Here is a 19,100-nt window from a genome sequence, read left to right on the forward strand (position 1 = left end):
TTCATTTGGGGGTGGCTGTCCGATGCCGGGGGCGGATGCGGAGTCCGGGGAGAGACGTGGCGTGGATCCTGCGGGGGGCAGGCTGCGCTTCAACGTTCTCGGATCGCTTGAGGGATGGTTCGGCGAGGTACGGCTGAGGCTGGGGGGAGCGATCCAGGAACGGGTCCTGTGCGTCCTGCTGCTGGAAGCCGGCCGGGTGGTGCCCGTGGCCCGCCTCGTGGAGGCGACCTGGGAGAAGGACCCGCCGGTGACCGCGGCGCATCAGGTCCGCAAGGCCGTCGCCGACCTGCGGCGGCGGATACCCACCGGCACCGAGGTGATCGCCACCGACGGGCCCGGCTACCGCGTGACGGTGGCGGACGACCAGGTCGACCTCCTGGAGTTCGACGCCCTGACCAGGGCGGCGGGCCAGGCGGTGCGGGAAGGCGGCCGGTCCGCGGCCGCCGAGGCACTGCGGTCCGCCCTCGCCCTGTGGCGGGGATCGGTCCTGTCCGGTACCGGCGGACCGGTGATCGAGGCCGCGGCGATCGCGCTGGAGGAGCGCCGGCTGGCCGCCGCCGAGCAGTTCTTCGACCTGTGCCTCGCCCTGGGCGAGAGCGGTGAGCTCATCTCGGGCCTGCGGGCCCTGATCACCCAGCACCCGCTGCGGGAGACGCTGCGCGGCCAGCTGATGCTCGCCCTGTACCGCTCCGGGCGGCAGGCCGAGGCGCTCAAGGAGTACGGGGAGGTCCGCGAGCTGCTCGTGGACGAGCTCGGCATCGACCCGGGCCCCCGGCTGGCCAGACTGTACGAGGCGATCCTGCGCGACAGCCCCGAGCTGGCCGCGCCCGAACGGCCGGCTCCGGTGCCCGCGGCGCCCGTACGACCGGTGCCCGGACCGGCGGCCCCCGTGGATCCGGTGCCCGAACGAGCCGGTTCCGAAGCCGCGCCGTTCGAGGCCGCGCCGTCCGAGGCCGCACCGCCGGAGGCCGTGCCGTCCGAGGCCGCGGCCCCCGAGGCCACGGCCCGCCCGGAACAGGACCGGGAGGGGGAGCCGGCAACGCGCGACGCCCCGGCCGACGCCCCGTGCACCCTGCCGTACGACCTGCCCGACTTCACCGGGCGCGCCAAGGAGCTGGCCGAGCTCTTCGACTACGTGCAGGACAAGGCCCGGGGCGGTGAGCGGTACGCCCGGATCGTGGCCATCGACGGCATGGGCGGCATGGGCAAGACCACCCTGGCCGTGCATGCCGCGCACCGGCTGGCCGACCGGTATCCCGACGGGCAGCTCCACATCGACCTGCACGGGTTCACCCCGGGCCGCGAGCCCGTGACGCCCGCCGCCGCGCTCGACGGGCTGCTGCGGACCATCGGTACGCCCGGGGACCGGATCCCCGAGGACCTGGAGGGGCGCACCGCCCTGTGGCGGTCCAAGCTGGACGGCCGGCGGATGCTGCTCCTGTTCGACAACGCGGTCGACGCGGCACAGATCAGGCCCCTGCTGCCGGCCTGGCCCGGCTGTCTCGCCCTGATCACCAGCCGCGGCCGGCTGCTGGACCTCGACGGCGTCGAGTGGGTGTCCATCGGGATGATGGAGCCCGAGGACAGCACCAGCCTGATGGCGGAGACCCTCGGTACCACCCGGGTGGCCGCCGAGCCGGCGGCATCCGCCGAACTGGCCGAGCTGTGCGGGCACCTGCCGCTGGCGCTGCGGATCGCGACCGCCCGGCTGCGCAACAGGCCGCGCTGGACGGTGCGTTATCTGGTCGAGCGGCTGCGTGACGAGAAGCGCCGGATGGACGAGCTGAGTTCGGGGGAGCGCAGCGTCGCGGCGACCCTGCGGCTGTCGTACCTGGCGATGGACGAGGAGTACCGGACCGCGTTCCGCATCCTCAGCCTGTACCCGTGCGCCGGGACGGACGCCCATTCGGCGGCGGCGCTCCTCGGCACGACCGTCCGCGACGCCGAGGACGCCCTGGAGTTCCTGCTCGACGTCCACCTGGTCCAGCAGCCCGACATCGGCCTCTACACCTTCCACGACCTGGTGCGCAGCTTCGCGCAGAGCCTGCGGGGGCCGGCGACGGCCGACGACGACGCGGCGGCGGTCGAGCGGCTGCTCGGCTACTACCTGACGGCGTCGAACACGGCCTGCGAGGTGCTCTTCCCGGGACGGGAGCGCAGGCCGACCGGCATCGCGCCCTACCAGGGCGAGCTGCCGTCCCTCAGGGACGCCGAACAGGCGGTGCGCTGGTTCGAGCGGGAGCAGGCGGGACTGCTCGCGGCCGTGTCGCTCGCCGAGCGGTGCGGCCACGACCGGTACGCGGCCTGCCTGAGCCGCAACGTGGGATTCCACCTGCACACGCACGGACAGCTCGACGAGTTCTGGAGCGTCGGACACCTCGCGGTGGCCGCCGCCCGCCGGCTCGACGATCCGGCGCTGCTCGGCATCAGCCTGGCCAATCTGGGTGCGGCCTGCTGGAAGCTGGGCCGGTTCGAGGAAGGGCTGGAGGTGGCCGCGGAGGCACGCGACACGGCGATCCGTGCCGGGGACCGGCACACCGAGGCGCACAGCGAATCGACCCTCGGGCTGCTGATGTCGATGCTCGGGAGGTACGGCGAGGCCCTCCCGCTCCTGGAGCGGTCCGTGGCCGTGGCCCGGGAACTGTCCAACCTGCGTGCGGAGTCGGAGAGCCTGACCACCCTCAGCACGCTGTACGAGCGGTGGGGCCGCTATCCGGAGGCGGCGGCCGCCGCCCGGCGGGCGATCGAGATCGACCGCGACCTCGGTTACCGCGGCAACGAGATCGTGGCGCTGACCGATCTGGCCTTCGCGCAGGTGGGCCTGGGCGAGTACCCGGACGCGGACGCCAGTCTGGGGCGCGCCCGCGCCCTGTGCGACGAGGCCAGGTCGCCCGGCGACGTGGCCCTGGTGCTGGCGCTGTCCGCCCTCGTCGCGCACGAGCGGGGCGACGGCCCGCAGGCGCGCGCGTTCGCCGAGCGCTCCCTGGTCCTCGGCCGTACCAGCGGTGCGCCGATCCGGCTCGCGAAGGTCGAGAACGTGCTCGGCCGGCTCCACCTGCTGTGGGGGGAGCACGAGGTGGCCCTGGCCCTGCACGAGCACGCCCACAGGATCGCGGAGCCGATGAGCTTCCGTGCCGAGGAGGCGTCCGCGCTGGTGGGCATGGCCGATGCGGCCGAGGCGCTCGGTGACTTCCGGGCGGCGGCCGGGTACCGCGCGGCCGCCGAGGGGTTATACGACTTCATGAGCCTGCCGGCGCACCGCAGGACGTACTGACCGCACACGGGGAAGTGCCCCGCACCGGATCTCCGGTGCGGGGCACTTCGACGGCTCAGCGGGGGGTCGTGGTCGGGACCGGGGTCGGCGGGGCGACGCCCGGACCCTTGTCGTCCGCCAGTACCTGGTATCCGGAGGGCTGACCGGCGTCCACCGGGCTGCTGACCGTCACACCGACTCCGATCGCCAGAGTCGCCGTGATGATCCCGATCAGGCCGGCCAGCTTGCTGCGCATGTGTGGAACCCCCTGGTGTGTACCCGGTGCGGCTTCCGCGTGGTGCGGCGGCCGCTCTCGACAGGACAAAGACTGGACCCGCCCCTTACCGGTCCGTTCCCCTCTCGTTACCGTCCGCGGTCGCGCGCCGGGAACGGCCGGTACCGGCCCGTTCCCGGTCCGGTTCCGTGGCCGCCGCGATCCGGGATCCCCGGGCGCTGACCAGCACGTCCGTCCGCGTGGTGCCCGATTCGTACCCGGTGAGATCCAGCAGGGCCCGGACCGTCGCGCGGATCCCGGCCCGTTCCGCGTCGTGCGGCGGCGCCGCCGTTCCCTCGGGGGCGATGTCGGCGACCAGGTGCATGCCGTCGACGGTCAGGGTCTCCACCCTGAACTTGGCTCCGGTCAGCAGCTCTTCGACGAGGTACGGGGCGCAGTGCCGTGCGGCGACGGCCTGTTCGGCCCAGCGGTCGAGGGCGGGCCGGTCGTGCACCGGGACGGTCCACCAGCACCCGGACCGGTCGGCCGACTTGATGACCACGGGCAGGGGGAAGTCCTCCGCCAGGGAGCACGCCTCGGTGACGGACCGGGCCTCCTCGGCACGTACGGCGGAGGTCCGGCTCTCGTTGAGGATCCGCCGGACCGCGACCGCGTCCGGCAGCCCCCGGGCCGGCTTCCCGCGGCGCGGGGCCAGCTCCCGCAGCACCTCCTCGGCGGCGGCCGCGGCCGCGCTGTCCAGACCCCGTCCGAGATCGCTCGTGAGGTGGAGGACCTGTCCGATCCCGTGTTCGAGGACGGTGTCCGCCAGCAGGGCGCGCAGCGCGTCGGTGTCGTCGAAGTCCACCCGGAGGAGCCGCTCCGGGGGCAGCTCCGCGGGAAGTCGCGCGTCCGGTGGGCGGGGTACGGGATCGGACACCACCCAGACGTCCAGCCCTGCCACGAGCGCGGCGGTCACGAGCCCAGGTCCGGGCCTGACCAGCAGGACCCGCTCCGCGGCCTGTCTGATGATCACAGAAATCTCCTCCATCGTGTCCCACGATGGTGTCGCCGGCCCTTCCCGGTCCCTTCCCGCCGCGTTCCCTCCCGGGCCGCGACCCGGCCCGTGACCTGGCCTGCGACCCCGGCGGCGGGTCCCCCGGACGGCTCCGTCGCAGGGCCGCGGGGCCCCCGGTGCAGCACAGTGGAAGGAGGTACCGATCCCGGGGGGAGCATCACGCCGGAGGCGTACAGACATGGGACTCTTCGACTTCCTGAAGTCCGACAAGAAGAAGGCGCACGACGACGCCGAGAAGGCGCGGGAGCAGGTGCAGCAGCAGGCGGGCGAGGCCCGCAGGCCTCCCTCGGGTTCCGCGGCCGACGCGGCCTCGGCCACCCGGGCCACCGCCGAGCGCATGGCGGCGGCGGCCGCGCCGCCCAGGCCCGCCCCCGCGACCCCGACCCCCACGTCCGCCGCGCACAAGGCGGTGCCCGCCGCTCCCAAGCCGGCCGCGATGCCGAAGCCCGGGGCCTCCTCCGCCGCGCCGGGCGCCATGCACACGCCCACCCCGCACTCGGCCGCGCACAAGGCGGTGCCGGCGGCCCCGATGCGGGGTCCCGTGCCCGCCGCCAAGAAGCGCACGTACACCGTCAAGGCCGGCGACTCGCTCCCCGCGATCGCCCGTCACGAGCTCGGCAACGAGGCCCGCTGGCGTGAGCTCTACGCGATGAACAGGGGCGTCGTCGGCTCCAACCCGGACCTCGTCCGCCCCGGCACGGTCCTCACGCTCCCCGGCTGACACCCCCGCGGACGCGGAAGGGGCCCGGATCCTGCCACCAGGATCCGGGCCCCTTCGCGTGCGCCGTTCAGAGCTGCTTGTCGTCGGGGCCCGCCCCGGCCTCGCGTTCCTTCTCGGCCAGCTCCTCGTCGAAGCCGACCGGCTCCGCGTCGCGCGCCGACAGCTCGGTGGCCGCCGGCGGTTCGACGAGCCAGTCCGGATTCGACTGCTGGTCCCACCACCGCCACGCCGCGTAGGCGGCGCACGCGAGAAGGCCGACCAGGGCGGCGCCGCGCAGGATCTTCCCGTTGCGCGCGCGCCGCTCGTGGCGCCGTACGAGCTTCTGCACTTCCTTGGCGGTCACCTGGCCGCGCAGCGCCGCGAGTGCCGCGACCGACCGGGACGCGGCCTCCTCGGCCACCGGTGTGGCGGCCGCGATCGCGCTCTCGATCTTCGGCTGGGTGTAGTCGGCGGCCTGCCGCGCCGCCCGGCGGGCCTGTGTCGCAGCCCGGTCGACCGGGGGCGGCACATGGGCCCGCGCCGCCTGGAGCCGGGGATGCAGATGGCAGTCGTAGGTCGAACGGGCGTGCTGGGCGGCGCTGGTCGCCGCGTACGACACCCGGGGTGCCAGCCGCTCGTTCGCTTCCTGGGCGTAGTGCACCGCGGCTTCCCTGGCGGATTCCGCGTACGGTGCCACCACTTCCGTCGCGTGTCGCACACTCTCCCTGGCGCTCTCGGCTGCCAGGCGCATGCTCTCCTTGCCGGTCACGGGATCCTCCTCCTCGGTGGCGGACACAGTTCACCTTTCCACCCTTTGTCGGATCATGCCTGCCATATCGCGGACAGGCATGCGTGACAGGGCATACGGGTGGAGGATTTCAGTGCCGCGGAGCGCTCCGTGCGACCATCTGGACCGACAGTGATGACTATGGAAGGCAGATCCGTGGCCGAGAAGCTCTACGCCACCCTGAAGACGACCCACGGCGACATCGAGATCGAGCTGCTGGAGAACTTCGCTCCGAAGACCGTCAGGAACTTCGTCGAGCTCGCCACGGGCGCCCGGGAATGGACCCGCCCCACCGACGGCCAGAAGACCACGGACCCGCTGTACGACGGCACCGTCTTCCACCGTGTCATCAGCGGCTTCATGATCCAGGGCGGGGACCCGCTCGGCAACGGCACCGGCGGTCCGGGCTACCGGTTCGCGGACGAGTTCCACCCCGACCTGGCCTTCACCAAGCCCTTCCTGCTGGCCATGGCCAACGCCGGCCCGGGCACCAACGGCTCGCAGTTCTTCATCACCGTCGCGCCCACCGCCTGGCTGACGCGCAAGCACACCATCTTCGGCGAGGTCACCGACCCGGCCAGCCAGAAGGTCGTGCAGGCCATCGCAGGCAGCGCCACCAACCCGCGCACCGAGCGCCCGCTGGACGACGTGATCATCCAGTCCGTGGTGGTCGAGAAGCGCTGACCCCGGGAAGGCGGGAACCTTTCGGCCCCGCCCGTCCGTACTGGATGCGTACGGTACCGGCGGGGCGCACGCCCTGCCCCGCCGCCGACCGAGGGAACCGATGGACACCGACCGTCTGCCGGGCTGCTACCGCCACCCGGACCGCGACACGGGGATCAGCTGCACCCGCTGCGAGCGCCCCATCTGCCCCGAGTGCATGATCAGCGCCTCGGTCGGCTTCCAGTGTCCCGAGTGCGTCCGCACGGGCTCCGGCACCGGACACCAGCCGGCCGCGAACGCACCGCGCACCGTCGCGGGCGGCGTGGTCGCCGCCGATCCCCACCTGGTCACCAAGATCCTCATCGGGATCAACGTCCTGGTGTTCCTCGTGGTGCTCTCCGACCAGGCACTCGCGGTCCAGCTGGAGCTGATCGGCCGGTACCGGGAGTTCCAGTACCTCGCCGGCCCCGTCCGCGGAGTTTCCACAGGCGAGTACTACCGGCTGCTGACCTCGGTCTTCCTGCACGTCGAGTGGTGGCACATCGTCGGCAACATGATCGGTCTGTGGGTGATCGGCGGACCGCTGGAAGCGGCGCTGGGCCGCGTCCGCTATCTCGCGGTCTTCCTGCTCTCCGGCCTGGGCGGGAGCGCACTGGTCTATCTGCTGAGCGAGCCGAACGTGGCGACCCTCGGTGCCTCCGGCGCCGTCTTCGGCCTGCTCGGGGCCACCGTCGTCCTGGCGAAGCGGCTGCGCTACGAGATGCGGCCGGTGATCGTCATGGTCGTGCTGATGCTGATGCTGACCTTCGTACCGCTCGGCGGCGCGCTCACGGTGTCCTGGCAGGCCCATGTGGGTGGCCTGGTCACCGGAGCGCTGGTGGGTCTGGGCATGCTCATGCCGGCCGCTGGCCGGAATCGCGCACTGGTCCAGTGGGGCACCTGCGCGGTGGCCTTCCTGCTGGCCGCAGCGCTGATTCTGACCCGCACCGCGGAACTCACCTGATCACACCGGCGTCAACTCTCCACAGAGTTATCCACAGATCTTCTGTCTTTTCCTCAGGTGTGGATGACGCTGTGGATAACTCATGGGGAGAGCTTCCATCAGGGGCTGTCGGGTGCTACTTCCACTGCGTGGAAACGCCGAATCCGGCAGCGATGAAGCCGAAACCGACCACAATGTTCCAATTGCCCAGAGCCTCGATCGGCAGCTGGGTCTCGGTCACGTAGAAAACGACGATCCACGCGAGTCCGATCAGGAAGAACGCCAGCATGACCGGGGCGACCCAGCTGCGATTCGTGAGCCGGATGTTCTGCGGCTGCCGGGTCGGCGGCGGCGTGTAGTCGTCCTTCTTGCGGATACGTGACTTCGGCACGAGGGGCTCTCCTGTCGATGCGCTGGGGACCTTGCCTGCCCCGGGCGTCCGTTAGCGTAGTAGACCTGTGGCGTTGAAGGAGAAGGGTACGTTGAGCAATTCAGACGACTCCTCCGCGGGTCCCCGTCGCCGGGCCAGGCCGGTCCGGTTGCTGACGGCCGCCGTCTTCGCCCTGGCAGGGCTGCTCTTCGTCACCAGTTTCAACACCTCCAAGGGTACGAACATCCGGACGGACGCCTCACTCCTGAAGCTGTCCGACCTGATCAAGGAGCGCAGCCAGGACAACGCGGCCCTCGAACAGAGCACCGCGGCCGCGCGCGGCCGGGTGGACGCCCTCGCCGAGCGCGACGACGGCAGCACCAAGGCCGAGGACGCCAAGCTGGCCGCCCTGCGCGCCGTCTCCGGCACCGAGGAGCTGACCGGCAAGGGCCTGACCGTCACCCTGAACGACGCCCCGCCGAACGCCACCGCACGCATCCCGAACGTGCCCGAGCCGCAGCCCAACGACCTGGTGATCCACCAGCAGGACCTGCAGGCCGTGGTCAACGCGCTCTGGCACGGCGGTGCCCAGGGCATCCAGGTCATGGACCAGCGGCTGATCTCCACCAGCGCGGTGCGCTGCGTGGGCAACACCCTGATCCTCCAGGGCCGGGTCTACTCGCCGCCGTACAAGATCTCGGCCGTCGGCGATCCGGGCGCGATGAAGAAGGCCCTCGCCGCCTCTCCGGCCCTGCAGAACTACCAGCTGTACGTGAACGCGTACGGGCTCGGCTGGAAAGTGGACGAGCACAAGGCGCTGACACTTCCCGGCTACTCCGGCACAGTGGACCTCCACTATGCGAAGCCGGTGGCGCCCACCCCGTGATCGGGTCCGTCCTGACGTCGTACTGCGCCTGGCGGTACGGACGTTCAGCGAGGTGTGCCTGACGGCGGGCACCCTGATCGTGCTCTTCGTCGCCTACATCCTGCTGTGGACCGGGGTCAAGGCCGACCGGGCCATGGACGGGGAGAGGGAGCGGCTGCGCGACCGCTGGGCGGCCGCCCCGGCCGCCGCGCCGCAGCCGGCGCCGCCGGCCGTCCCGTCGCAGGCCCCGCCGCCCACCGCGGAGCCGGAGCGCCACCCCGCCGGCCGGGCCTTCGCGGAGATGTACGTCCCGCGCTTCGGCCCGGACTGGGTCAAGCCCGTCCTGGAGGGCACCGACCCCGAACTGCTGAAAAAGGGCCTCGGCCACTACGCCGCGACCGCCCCGCTCGGAGCCGTCGGGAACTTCTCGGTGGCCGGCCACCGGCGCACCTACGGGGACCCCTTCAAGGACTTCCCGCAGCTGCGGCCGGGCGACGAGGTGATCCTCAAGGACGCGAGCACCTGGTACACGTACACGCTCCGGTCCGCGCCCCTGCGCACGCTGCCCACCGACGTCGCCGTGGTCGGCCCCGTCCCGGAGAAGTCACCGTTCCGGGCGCCGGGCCGCTATCTGACGCTGACGACCTGCGATCCCGAGTGGGGTCACAGCCACCGGCTGGTCGTCTGGGCGGAGCTGACCGGGACCCGCCCCGCGGCCGAGGGGCGCCCGGAGGGTTTGTCCGGGTGACCCACCCTTTCGGGCCGCTGCCTTTAGTCTGTTCGCGTACCGCCCCCGCGGTGCGTTGAACGAATGTGGACGAAAAGGAATCAGGCGGCATGTACGGCTGGATCTGGCGGCACCTGCCGGGAAACGCGTGGGTCCGCGCGCTGATCTCGCTCGTACTGGTCCTCGCGGTGGTCTTCGTGCTGTTCCAGTACGTCTTCCCGTGGGCCGAGCCGCTTCTTCCGTTCAACGATGTGACGGTGGACGAGGGATCGGGAGCCACTCCGTGAGCGCGCGCATTCTGGTTGTGGACAACTACGACAGCTTTGTCTTCAACCTGGTCCAGTACCTCTACCAGCTCGGTGCCGAATGCGAGGTGCTGCGCAACGACGAGGTCGAGCTCGCGCACGCGCAGGACGGATTCGACGGCGTCCTGCTGTCCCCCGGCCCCGGAACGCCGGAAGAGGCCGGCGTCTGCATCGACATGGTCCGCCACTGTGCGAGCACGGCCGTCCCCGTCTTCGGCGTGTGCCTCGGCATGCAGTCGATGGCGGTCGCCTACGGAGGCGTCGTGGGCCGGGCGCCCGAGCTGCTGCACGGCAAGACCTCACCCGTCATCCACGAGGGGCTCGGGGTGTTCGAGGGGCTGCCGTCGCCGTTCACCGCGACCCGCTACCACTCCCTGGCCGCCGAGCCCCGGACCCTGCCGGACGTGCTGGAGGTCACGGCGCGGACCGAGGACGGGATCATCATGGGCCTGCGCCACCGGGAGCACGACGTCGAGGGCGTGCAGTTCCATCCCGAGTCGGTGCTGACCGAGTGGGGCCACCGGATGCTCGCCAACTGGCTGGTGCGGTGCGGTGACGCGGGTGCCGTGGGGCGTTCGGCGGGGCTGGCCCCGGTGGTGGGCAAGGCCGTCGCGTGACCACGGTCGCGCCGTCCGCGCCCACGCAGGGCCGGGCCGCGCGACGCAGGGCTGCTCAGGAGGCCGCGAAACAGGCCGCCCGGCGCAGCCGCCGCAGGGGCGGCCGACGGCGCAGGCGGCCGCCCTCGGGCGGCCCGGTGGTCATCGCGAGCCGGCTGGGCGGAGAGCTGTTCATCACGCTCGGCCTGGTGATGCTGCTGTTCGTCGCCTACCAGCTCTGGTACACGAACCTGCTGGCGGAGCGCGTGGCGAACGGCGCCGCAGGCTCGCTGCGGCAGAACTGGGAGAGGGATCCCGGCGGCTCCGGGGCCGCCGCACCGCCCGTGACGGCCTTCGAGCCCGGCCAGGGCTTCGCGATCCTCCACATCCCGAAGCTGGACGTGAAGGTCCCGGTGGCGGAGGGCGTCAGCAAGCCGAAGGTGCTGGACAAGGGCATGGTCGGGCACTACGGCGAGGGCGCGCTGAAGACGGCGATGCCCGCCGACAAGCAGGGCAACTTCGCGGTGGCCGGACACCGCAACACCCACGGCGAGCCGTTCCGCTACATCAACCAGCTGGTGCCCGGGGATCCCGTCGTGGTCGAGACCCGGGACGCCTACTACACGTACGAGACGACCTCGTCGCTCGCGCAGACACCGCCGACGAACGTGGCGGTGCTCAAGCCCGTGCCGGAGGGGTCGGGATTCACATCCGAGGGCCGGTACATCACGCTGACCACCTGCACCCCGGAGTTCACCAGCACCTACCGGATGATCGTATGGGGCAGGATGACCGATGAACGCCCCCGCAGCCAGGGCCCGCCGCCCGCGCTGACCAGCTAAGGACGAATCAGCAGTGTCTCGTGCCCGCCGCCGCGCCGCGGCCCCGCCCGCCGGCAGCCGCAGTGTGCTCGCCGGGTTCCTGAGCCTGCTGGGCGAGGTCCTGATCACCGTGGGCCTGGTGCTGGGCCTGTTCGTGGCCTACTCGCTGTGGTGGACGAACGTGCTCGCGGACCGGCAGGCGTCGGCGCGCGGCGACGAGATCCGCCAGCAGTGGCAGGCCCCCGAACCGCAGGCAGCCGGACCCGGAGCGCTGGACACCCAGGACGGCGTCGGCTTCCTGCACGTACCGGCGATGAAGAACGGCGAGGTGCTCGTCAAGCCCGGGACCGACCCGGACACCCTCGACGACGGCGTGGCCGGCTACTACACGCAGCCGGTGAAGTCGGCGCTGCCCTGGGACGAGAAGGGCAACTTCGCGCTGGCCGCGCACCGCGACGGGCACGGGGCGAAGTTCCACAACATCGACAAGGTGAAGAACGGCGACGCGATCGTCTTTGAGACCCGCGACACCTGGTACGTCTACAAGGTCTTCGCCGAGCTGCGCCAGACTTCGAAGTACAACACCGACGTGATCAACGCGGTCCCGAAGGACTCGGGCAAGACCGCCCCCGGCCGGTACGTCACGCTCACCACCTGCACGCCGGTCTACACCTCGAAGTACCGGTACATCGTGTGGGGCGAGCTGGTCCGGACGGAGAAGGTGGACGCGAAGCGGACCCCGCCGGCCGAACTGCGCTGAGCGCCCGTCGCAGCGGCAGCGGGTCCTGGCGCTGAAGGGGCCCCAGAGGCCCTGTGGGCGACGCTCACGCCTCCCTGGCCCGCCCAGTCCCCCTGGTCCCGGCCGCACCCGCAGGCGGCCGTACAGCGGCGGCAGGACGCCACGCACCGCCACGCACAGAGGTCCGGCCTCCCTCCCGTTCCCGGGAGGGAGGCCGGACCTCTGTGCGTGGCGTTCGGCGGTCGCGTCAGCGGTTGTCGCCCAGGCCGCCGAAGCCGCCGCCGTTGTTGTTGCCGCCCTGCTGGCCACCGCCGCCGCCGAAGGCGACGACGTTCACGGTCTGGCCCGTGTTGACCGGCGTGCCCGGCTGCGGGTCGGTGGTCACGACGATCGCGTTGCCGTCCGTCGCTCCGCTGACGATGCCGAGCCGGAGGTTGGCGCGCCGCAGTTCTTCCTTGTACTGGTCCACGGTGCGGCCGACGAAGTTGGGCACGGTGGTCTGCGCCGAGGCCTTGGCGATGGTGATGTTCACCGTCTTGCCCACCTCGATCTCCTGGCCGGCCGCGAACTGCTGGTCGACGATCGTGCCCGGTGCGGCACCGGGGGACTCGGACTCCGTCACGCTGCCGAGCCGGAGCTTGGCGTCCGTGAGTGCCTTGACCGCCTCGTCCTTCTTCTTGCCCCGCAGCTCCGGCACCGTGGCCTTGGTGATCTCCTTGGCGACGGTGAGCGTGACCACGCTGTTGCGCTCCGCCTCGCCGCCCTTGGGGCTCTGCTCAAGGACGGTCCCGGGGGTGCGGTCGGACTCCTGGGGCTTGCGGTCGACCTGCAGGCCCTTCTCCTTGAGCGCCTTCTCGGCGTCCTCGAACTTGAGGTTGACCACGTCGGGGACCGTCACCTTGGGGGCGCCCGTGGAGATCGTCACCGTGACGGTGGAGCCCTCCTCGACCTTCTCCTTGGCCGCGGGTTCCTGCTTGCAGACGTTGCCCTTGGGCTGGTCGTCGCAGGGCGCGTCGGCGCCCTTGACCACCTGCAGGCCGACGTTGTTGCCGCTCTTCTGGGCCTGTTCGAAGGTCTGGCCGATGAGCTTGGGCACGGCGGGCCGGTTGTCGGCGCCCCCGCCGAAGAGGGAGAGGGAACGGCCGATGAGGATCGCGCCGACCAGGACGAGAACGCCCGCCGCGACGAGCAGGACCGTCGAGGCCTTGCTCGTCTTCTGGCGGCGGTTCGAGCCCTGGTCGTAGCCGCCGTGGCCCTGGTCGCCGTACCCGTATCCGCCGTCGCCCGGGGGCATGGGCGGCATCATCGAGGTCTGGCCGCCGGGGTCGGTGGTGCGCAGCGCCGCGGTGGGCTGGTCGTAGCCCTGGTGCCCGTAGCCGTGTCCCTGGTCGGGGTAGCCGTAGCCGCCGGCCGCGCCCATGGCGGCGGTGGCGGCGACGGGCTGGCCGTCGAGGCAGGCCTCGATGTCGGCGCGCATCTCGTCGGCCGACTGGTAGCGGTAGTCCGGGTCCTTGACCAGTGCCTTGAGGACGATGGCGTCCATCTCGGGCGTGATCTCGGGATCGAAGTTCGACGGCGGCTGCGGCTCTTCCCGTACGTGCTGGTAGGCGACGGCCACGGGGGAGTCGCCGACGAACGGGGGCCGCACGCTGAGGAGCTCGTAGAGCAGGCAGCCCGCGGAGTAGAGGTCGGAGCGCGCGTCGACCTGCTCGCCCTTGGCCTGCTCCGGCGAGAGGTACTGGGCGGTGCCGATGACGGCGGCCGTCTGCGTCATGGTCATGCCGGAGTCGCCCATGGCCCGGGCGATGCCGAAGTCCATGACCTTGACCTGGCCGGTGCGCGTCAGCATCACGTTGGCCGGCTTGATGTCGCGGTGCACGATGCCGGCGCGGTGCGAGTACTCCAGGGCCTGGAGGATGCCGATGCACATCTCCAGCGTCCGCTCGGGCAGCAGCTTGCGGCCCGAGTGCAGCAGCTCGCGCAGCGTGGAACCGTCGACGTACTCCATCACGATGTACGGGATGGAGATGTTGTCGACGTAGTCCTCGCCGGTGTCGTAGACCGCGACGATCGCCGGGTGGTTCAGCGACGCGGCCGACTGGGCCTCGCGCCGGAACCGGGCCTGGAAGGACGGGTCACGGGCGAGATCGGCGCGCAGGGTCTTGACGGCGACGGTACGGCCGAGCCGGGTGTCGTGGGCGAGGTAGACCTCGGCCATGCCACCGCGGCCGAGCACGTGGCTCAGCTCGTACCGGCCGCCGAGGCGACGCGGCTCTTCCATAACGTTGCAGCCCTCTCCGTCAGTCCCGACCGCACCTGTGTGTGGTCCGGCGGTGTGCTGTTCGCGCAAAGGCTACCGGCCGATCGTCCGTGATCGGTTCGTGGCCACAGGCTGATACTGGACCGGTACCGTACGCGCGGACCGGGCCGGAATTCTGTGACGTGGGTCACTGCTTTCCGGCCCGATGTCCCTCGGTCACTTCTGGCTGTTCAGCACCGCCTGCATGACGGCCTTGGCGACGGGAGCGGCCAGACCGCCGCCGCTGATGTCCTCACGGTCCGCCTCGCTGTCCTCGATCACGACGGCGACGGCGACGGGCGAGGACTTGTCCGGGGTCTCGGCGTAGGAGATGAACCAGGCGTAGGGACGCTTCTTGTTGCCCTCGCCGTGCTGGGCCGTACCGGTCTTGCCGCCGACCGTCACGCCGTTCATCTTGGCCTTGGTGCCGGTGCCGTTCTGGACGACGTTGACCATCATCTGCTGCACCTTCTCCGCGTTGGCGGCGGAGAGCGGCCGGCTCATCTCCTGCGGCTCGTGCTTCTCGATGATGTCCAGGTTGGGCGACTGCAGCATGTCCACCATGTACGGCTTCATCAGCTTGCCGTCGTTGGCGATCGCGGCGGTGACCATGGCCATCTGGAGCGGGGTGGCGGCGGTGTTGAACTGGCCGATGGAGCTCTGGGCGTTGCCGTCCTTGCCCATCTTCTTGTCGTAGATGCTGGCGAACGCGCGGACCGGAATGTCGATCTTGTCGTTGTTGAAGCCGAACTTCTCCGAGGTCTCCACCATCTTGTCGCGCGTGACCTTGTCGCCCATGTTCGCGAAGACCGAGTTGCAGGAGATCCGCAGCGCCTCGTTGAGGCTGGCCTTCTCGCAGCCCTTCGCGTGGTTGATCATCTCGGTCCGGGTCCCGGGCAGGAAGTACGGGTCCGGGGTGTCCGTCGGGGCGTTGATGTCCTGGACGACGCCGTGTTCGAGCGCGGCGGCCGCGGTGACCACCTTGAAGGTGGAGCCCGGCGGGTACGTCTCGCGCAGGGCGCGGTTGACCAGGTTCTTGTCCTCGCTGTCCTTCAGCTCGGACCAGGCCTTCCCGTCGTCCTTGGAGTTGCCGGCGAAGCGCGAGGGGTCGTACGAGGGCGTGGAGACCAGGGCCAGGACGGCGCCGGTGCGCGGGTCGATGGCCGCGACGGCGCCCTTCTTCGTACCCAGCGCCTCGAAGGCGGCCTTCTGGGCGTCGGGGTTGAGGGTGGTGACGACGTTGCCGCCCTGCCTCTTCTCCCCGGTGAACATGCCGATGGTGCGGTCGAAGAACAGCCGGTCGTCGTTGCCGGTGAGGATGCCGTCTTCGAGGGATTCCAGCTGCGTGGAGCCGAAGGCCTGGGAGGCGTACCCGGTGACGGGAGCCCAGAGCGCTCCGTCCGTGTAGGTCCGCTTGTACTTGTAGTCGCTGCCGTCGGTCACCACGGAACCGGTGATCGGCTCGCCCTTGACGATGATGTTGCCGCGCTCGGTCGCGTACTGGGCGATCTGGACCCGGCGGTTCTCCTTGCGCGTGCTGAGTTCCTCGGCCTGCACGTACTGCAGCCAGTTGGTGCGGATCAGCAGGGCGAGGACGAGCAGCCCGCAGAACAGCGAGATGCGGCGCAGGGGCTTGTTCATGACGGACGGACCACCTGGGTCATCTCGGAGTCGGGGGACGGGGCGGGGGCCGGGGCAGGTCGGCGTGCGGTGTCGCTGATCCGGATGAGGACGGCGATGAGGATCCAGTTCGCGAGGACGGAGGAACCGCCGGACGCGAGGAAGGGCATCGTCATGCCGGTGAGGGGGATGAGGCCCATGACGCCGCCGGCGACCACGAAGATCTGGAGCGCGAAGGCGCCGGAGAGGCCGATCGCGAAGAGCTTGCCGAAGGGGTCGCGGGCGGCGAGGGCGGTGCGGACACCCCGCTCGATGATGAGCCCGTAGATCAGGAGGCAGGCCATCACCCCGGCGAGGCCGAGCTCTTCGCCGACGGTGGAGAAGATGAAGTCGGAGTTGGCGGCGAAGCCGATGAGGTCGGACTTGCCCTGGCCCCATCCGGAGCCGAGGACACCGCCGGAGCCGAAGCTCATGATCGACTGAGCGATCTGCTCGCAGGCGCCGGCGTCGACGCCGTTGCGCTGCCAGCAGCCGAACGGGTCCATCCAGGCGCTGACGCGGGCCCCGACGTGGCTGGAGAAGGAGGCGACCACGACGGCGCCGCCGACCGACATCAGCAGGCCGATGACGATCCAGCTGGTCCGCTCGGTGGCGACGTACAGCATGATCACGAACATGCCGAAGTACAGCAGCGAGGAGCCGAGGTCGTTCTCGAAGATCAGGATGAGCAGGCTCATCGCCCAGATCGCCAGGATCGGGCCGAGGTCGCGGCCGCGCGGCAGGTAGAGGCCCATGAACCGGCGGGAGGCCAGGGCCAGGGCGTCGCGCTTGACCATCAGGTAGCCGGCGAAGAACACGGCGAGGACGATCTTCGCGAACTCACCGGGCTGGATCGAGAATCCGGCGACGCGGATCCAGATCTTGGCGCCGAAGACGTCGGCGCCGAGGCCCGGGACGAGCGGCAGGAGGAGCAGCACCAGGGCCGCGACCATCGAGATGTAGGTGAACCGCTGCAGGACGCGGTGGTCCTTGAGGACCAGCAGGACGCCCGCGAACAGGGCGATGGCCAGCGCCGTGTAGATCATCTGGTTGGGCGCGGAGGGGGAGAACGCGCCGAAGGACCGCTTGGCCAGGTTCTGCAGGCGCTCGGACTGGTCCAGGCGCCAGATCAGGACGAGGCCCAGCCCGTTGAGGAGCGTGGCCAGCGGCAGGAGCAGAGGGTCGGCGTACTTGGCGTACCGGCGCACGACGAGGTGCGCGATCCCGGCGAGGGCGCCGAGGCCGAGGCCGTAGAGCACCATGCCGGGGGGCAGGGTGCCGTTGATCGCGAGGCCCACGTTGGCGTAGGCGAACATCGGGATGAGCACGGCGAAGCCGAGCAGCAGGAGCTCGGTGTTCCGCCTGCTCGGCAGCTCGATGGCGCCGATGGTGGTCGTATTGGTGACTACGCTCATGGTGTGGCAGGCCCCCTGCGCCCGCGTATGCCTACTACTTGCCGCACAGCCCGACCAGTTGCTGCTCCTCGGGAGTCAGACTGGGGGCGGGCGTCTGGCTGTTCTGCGCCTCGGCGCTTCGGCGTTCCTCGTCCTTCTTGCAGGCGGACGTCTGGACGCCGAGGTCGTCGAGCTTCTTGCGCGCCGCGTCGAAGCTGCTCTCGCTGATGGTGGCCTCGACCAGCTTCCGCTTGAAGGGCGGCAGGTACTTCAGTTCGATGTCGGGGCGGTCGGTCTCCACCTTCGAGAGCTCCAGCGGCCCCAGCTTCGGGCTGATGCCGCGGAAGAGCGCGACGTGCTCGCCCTTCACGCCGACGTAGAACTGGGTCTGGGTCCAGCGCCAGCCCGCGTAGAGGCCGCCGCCGATGACACCGGCGACGATGAGCAGGGTCAGCGTACGGGTGGTCCACTTGCGCCCTTTGCTGCGGCGCCTGCGGGGATGGTCGTACGTGTCCTCGTAGCCCGGGTCGGCGGTGTAGGCGTCGGCTTCGCCGAAGGTGCCGTAGCCGTTGCCGCCCTGGCCCTGGCCCTGGCCCTGGTCGCCGTACCCGTAGCCGGGGGCGTCGCCGCTGCCGGGAGGGCCGAAGGCGCCGGCGGGGGGCTGGCCCTGGCGGCCGAGGCCCGAGGCCCGGCCGGCCGGGGTCTGCATGGCGTTGCCGCTGTCGAAGAGCTGGTGCTGGTTCTCGGCGACCGCGCCGACGACCACCGGGGTGTCGCTGACCTGGGCGGCGAGGGTGTCGCCGCTGTCGGTGTCGAGGACGTCGGCGACGATGCAGGTGATGTTGTCGGGTCCGCCGCCGCGCAGCGCGAGCTGGATCAGCGACTGCACGGTCTCGCGGGGACCGTGGTAGTCGGCGAGGGTCTCTTCCAGGGTCTGGTGGGAGACGACGCCGGAGAGCCCGTCGGAGCAGATCAGGTAGCGGTCACCGGCCCGGACCTCGCGGATGGAGAGGTCCGGCTCGACGATGTCGCCGCTGCCGAGCGCGCGCATCAGCAGGGAGCGCTGCGGGTGGGTGGTGGCCTCTTCCTCGGTGATGCGCCCCTCGTCGACGAGGCGCTGCACCCAGGTGTGGTCCTGGGTGATCTGGGTGAGGACGCCGTCGCGGAGCAGATAGGCGCGGGAGTCGCCGACGTGCACGAGGCCGAGGCGCTGGCCGGTCCACAGGAGGGCCGTCAGCGTGGTGCCCATGCCTTCGAGCTGCGGATCCTCCTCGACCATCACGCGCAGCTGGTCGTTCGCCCGCTGCACGGCCGTGGCCAGGGAGGTGAGGATGTCGGAGCCCGGGACGTCGTCGTCGAGCTGCACGAGGGTGGAGATCACCTCGGAGCTCGCGACCTCGCCGGCGGCCTGGCCTCCCATGCCGTCGGCGATCGCGAGGAGCCGGGGACCGGCGTAGCCGGAGTCCTCGTTCCCCTCACGGATCATGCCCTTGTGTGATCCGGCGGCGAACCGCAAGGACAGACTCATGCGCACCTGCCCTGTCGACGAAGCTGCCTCCGGGTACAACCGGTCTCGAGCCACACTGCCCACCCTCCGGTCGGGAGCGCGCTCGGGTCCGTGTCCTCGGTGGGACGGATCGCCGCCGCGCGC

At 71.0% G+C, this 19,100-nt stretch carries 17 protein-coding genes and 1 pseudogene; 10 read left to right on the plus strand and 8 right to left on the minus strand.

Going from position 1 to position 19,100, the window contains the following annotated elements; translation table 11 throughout:
* The first annotated feature begins 61 nt into the window (after nt 1-61).
* Complete coding sequence (locus DEJ51_RS16685; RefSeq protein WP_223835836.1) at nt 62-3,274, plus strand: AfsR/SARP family transcriptional regulator; 3,213 nt, start codon at nt 62-64, stop codon at nt 3,272-3,274.
* 55 nt (nt 3,275-3,329) lie between these two features.
* Here the strand turns inward: DEJ51_RS16685 and DEJ51_RS16690 are convergent, their stop codons facing one another.
* Together DEJ51_RS16690 and DEJ51_RS16695 are read right to left on the minus strand one after the other, a co-directional pair.
* Nucleotides 3,330-3,509, minus strand: a complete 180-nt coding sequence (locus tag DEJ51_RS16690; protein WP_150258279.1) for a hypothetical protein — start codon at nt 3,507-3,509, stop codon at nt 3,330-3,332.
* An 85-nt stretch (nt 3,510-3,594) separates the two neighbouring features.
* Complete coding sequence (locus tag DEJ51_RS16695) at nt 3,595-4,500, minus strand: hypothetical protein (RefSeq protein WP_150258280.1); 906 nt, start codon at nt 4,498-4,500, stop codon at nt 3,595-3,597.
* Between the two features lie 220 nt (nt 4,501-4,720).
* Here DEJ51_RS16695 and DEJ51_RS35550 point away from each other — a divergent pair, with 220 nt between their 5' ends.
* Nucleotides 4,721-5,263 carry a LysM peptidoglycan-binding domain-containing protein gene (locus DEJ51_RS35550; protein WP_150258281.1) on the plus strand — a complete coding sequence of 181 codons (543 nt, stop codon included), beginning with the start codon at nt 4,721-4,723 and terminating at the stop codon, nt 5,261-5,263.
* A gap of 67 nt (nt 5,264-5,330) precedes the next feature.
* Here the strand turns inward: DEJ51_RS35550 and DEJ51_RS16705 are convergent, their stop codons facing one another.
* Nucleotides 5,331-6,011 carry a DUF5324 family protein gene (locus DEJ51_RS16705; RefSeq protein WP_190620934.1) on the minus strand — a complete coding sequence of 227 codons (681 nt, stop codon included), beginning with the start codon at nt 6,009-6,011 and terminating at the stop codon, nt 5,331-5,333.
* Nucleotides 6,012-6,185: 174 nt separating this feature from the next.
* Between DEJ51_RS16705 and DEJ51_RS16710 the strand changes: the two genes are divergently transcribed.
* Both DEJ51_RS16710 and DEJ51_RS16715 read left to right on the plus strand, forming a co-directional pair.
* Nucleotides 6,186-6,713 (plus strand): peptidylprolyl isomerase, encoded by a 528-nt coding sequence (locus tag DEJ51_RS16710; protein ID WP_150261969.1) that lies wholly within the window; start codon nt 6,186-6,188, stop codon nt 6,711-6,713.
* Nucleotides 6,714-6,813: 100 nt separating this feature from the next.
* Nucleotides 6,814-7,695, plus strand: a complete 882-nt coding sequence (locus DEJ51_RS16715; protein WP_150258283.1) for a rhomboid family intramembrane serine protease — start codon at nt 6,814-6,816, stop codon at nt 7,693-7,695.
* A gap of 115 nt (nt 7,696-7,810) precedes the next feature.
* On the opposite strand, the gene crgA is transcribed toward DEJ51_RS16715, so the two are convergent.
* Entirely contained in the window at nt 7,811-8,065 is a 255-nt protein-coding gene (crgA, locus tag DEJ51_RS16720) for a cell division protein CrgA (RefSeq protein ID WP_030031168.1), read from the minus strand.
* A 91-nt stretch (nt 8,066-8,156) separates the two neighbouring features.
* Here crgA and DEJ51_RS16725 point away from each other — a divergent pair, with 91 nt between their 5' ends.
* The 6 genes and pseudogenes from DEJ51_RS16725 to DEJ51_RS16745 all read left to right on the plus strand — a co-directional run bounded on the left by DEJ51_RS16725 (nt 8,157) and on the right by DEJ51_RS16745 (nt 12,118).
* Nucleotides 8,157-8,930 carry a DUF881 domain-containing protein gene (locus DEJ51_RS16725; protein WP_150258284.1) on the plus strand — a complete coding sequence of 258 codons (774 nt, stop codon included), beginning with the start codon at nt 8,157-8,159 and terminating at the stop codon, nt 8,928-8,930.
* Nucleotides 8,902-9,657, plus strand: a complete 756-nt coding sequence (locus DEJ51_RS16730) for a class E sortase (protein ID WP_150258285.1) — start codon at nt 8,902-8,904, stop codon at nt 9,655-9,657. Before DEJ51_RS16725 ends, DEJ51_RS16730 begins: the two co-directional genes overlap by 29 nt.
* An 89-nt stretch (nt 9,658-9,746) precedes the next feature.
* The gene (locus DEJ51_RS34535; RefSeq protein WP_030011120.1) at nt 9,747-9,923 is read left to right on the plus strand and encodes a hypothetical protein; all 177 of its coding nucleotides are present in this window, start codon (nt 9,747-9,749) and stop codon (nt 9,921-9,923) included.
* Nucleotides 9,920-10,558 carry an aminodeoxychorismate/anthranilate synthase component II gene (locus tag DEJ51_RS16735; RefSeq protein ID WP_150258286.1) on the plus strand — a complete coding sequence of 213 codons (639 nt, stop codon included), beginning with the start codon at nt 9,920-9,922 and terminating at the stop codon, nt 10,556-10,558. The genes DEJ51_RS34535 and DEJ51_RS16735 overlap by 4 nt, the downstream gene beginning before the upstream one ends.
* A gap of 149 nt (nt 10,559-10,707) precedes the next feature.
* Nucleotides 10,708-11,379 (plus strand): annotated as a pseudogene (locus tag DEJ51_RS16740) (class E sortase); the annotation flags it as partial.
* A 13-nt stretch (nt 11,380-11,392) separates the two neighbouring features.
* The gene (locus DEJ51_RS16745; RefSeq protein ID WP_150258288.1) at nt 11,393-12,118 is read left to right on the plus strand and encodes a class E sortase; all 726 of its coding nucleotides are present in this window, start codon (nt 11,393-11,395) and stop codon (nt 12,116-12,118) included.
* Nucleotides 12,119-12,344: 226 nt separating this feature from the next.
* On the opposite strand, the gene pknB is transcribed toward DEJ51_RS16745, so the two are convergent.
* From pknB to DEJ51_RS16770, 4 genes are all read right to left on the minus strand, one after another.
* Nucleotides 12,345-14,378 (minus strand): Stk1 family PASTA domain-containing Ser/Thr kinase, encoded by a 2,034-nt coding sequence (gene pknB / locus DEJ51_RS16750; protein ID WP_150258289.1) that lies wholly within the window; start codon nt 14,376-14,378, stop codon nt 12,345-12,347.
* Between the two features lie 195 nt (nt 14,379-14,573).
* On the minus strand, nt 14,574-16,037 hold the full coding sequence (locus DEJ51_RS16760; protein ID WP_150258290.1) for a peptidoglycan D,D-transpeptidase FtsI family protein: 1,464 nt from the start codon (nt 16,035-16,037) through the stop codon (nt 14,574-14,576).
* A complete protein-coding gene (locus DEJ51_RS16765) occupies nt 16,034-17,470 on the minus strand; it encodes an FtsW/RodA/SpoVE family cell cycle protein (protein ID WP_150258291.1) in 1,437 nt (478 codons plus the stop codon). The genes DEJ51_RS16760 and DEJ51_RS16765 overlap by 4 nt, the downstream gene beginning before the upstream one ends.
* A gap of 34 nt (nt 17,471-17,504) precedes the next feature.
* Nucleotides 17,505-18,977, minus strand: a complete 1,473-nt coding sequence (locus DEJ51_RS16770) for a PP2C family protein-serine/threonine phosphatase (RefSeq protein ID WP_223835838.1) — start codon at nt 18,975-18,977, stop codon at nt 17,505-17,507.
* Nucleotides 18,978-19,100 lie beyond the last annotated feature (123 nt).

It is taken from the genome of Streptomyces venezuelae (genome assembly GCF_008642275.1).
In the GTDB taxonomy this organism is placed as follows: domain Bacteria; phylum Actinomycetota; class Actinomycetes; order Streptomycetales; family Streptomycetaceae; genus Streptomyces; species Streptomyces venezuelae_E.

Coding starts and splice junctions, on each gene's coding strand:
- DEJ51_RS16765 (WP_150258291.1), bottom strand. CDS start 17,470: ATGAGCGTAGTCACCAATACGACCACCATCGGCGCCATCGAGCTGCCG.
- DEJ51_RS34535 (WP_030011120.1), top strand. CDS start 9,747: ATGTACGGCTGGATCTGGCGGCACCTGCCGGGAAACGCGTGGGTCCGC.
- DEJ51_RS16770 (WP_223835838.1), bottom strand. CDS start 18,977: ATGAGTCTGTCCTTGCGGTTCGCCGCCGGATCACACAAGGGCATGATC.
- DEJ51_RS35550 (WP_150258281.1), top strand. CDS start 4,721: ATGGGACTCTTCGACTTCCTGAAGTCCGACAAGAAGAAGGCGCACGAC.
- DEJ51_RS16715 (WP_150258283.1), top strand. CDS start 6,814: ATGGACACCGACCGTCTGCCGGGCTGCTACCGCCACCCGGACCGCGAC.
- DEJ51_RS16690 (WP_150258279.1), bottom strand. CDS start 3,509: ATGCGCAGCAAGCTGGCCGGCCTGATCGGGATCATCACGGCGACTCTG.
- DEJ51_RS16730 (WP_150258285.1), top strand. CDS start 8,902: ATGCGAAGCCGGTGGCGCCCACCCCGTGATCGGGTCCGTCCTGACGTC.
- pknB (WP_150258289.1), bottom strand. CDS start 14,378: ATGGAAGAGCCGCGTCGCCTCGGCGGCCGGTACGAGCTGAGCCACGTG.
- DEJ51_RS16760 (WP_150258290.1), bottom strand. CDS start 16,037: ATGAACAAGCCCCTGCGCCGCATCTCGCTGTTCTGCGGGCTGCTCGTC.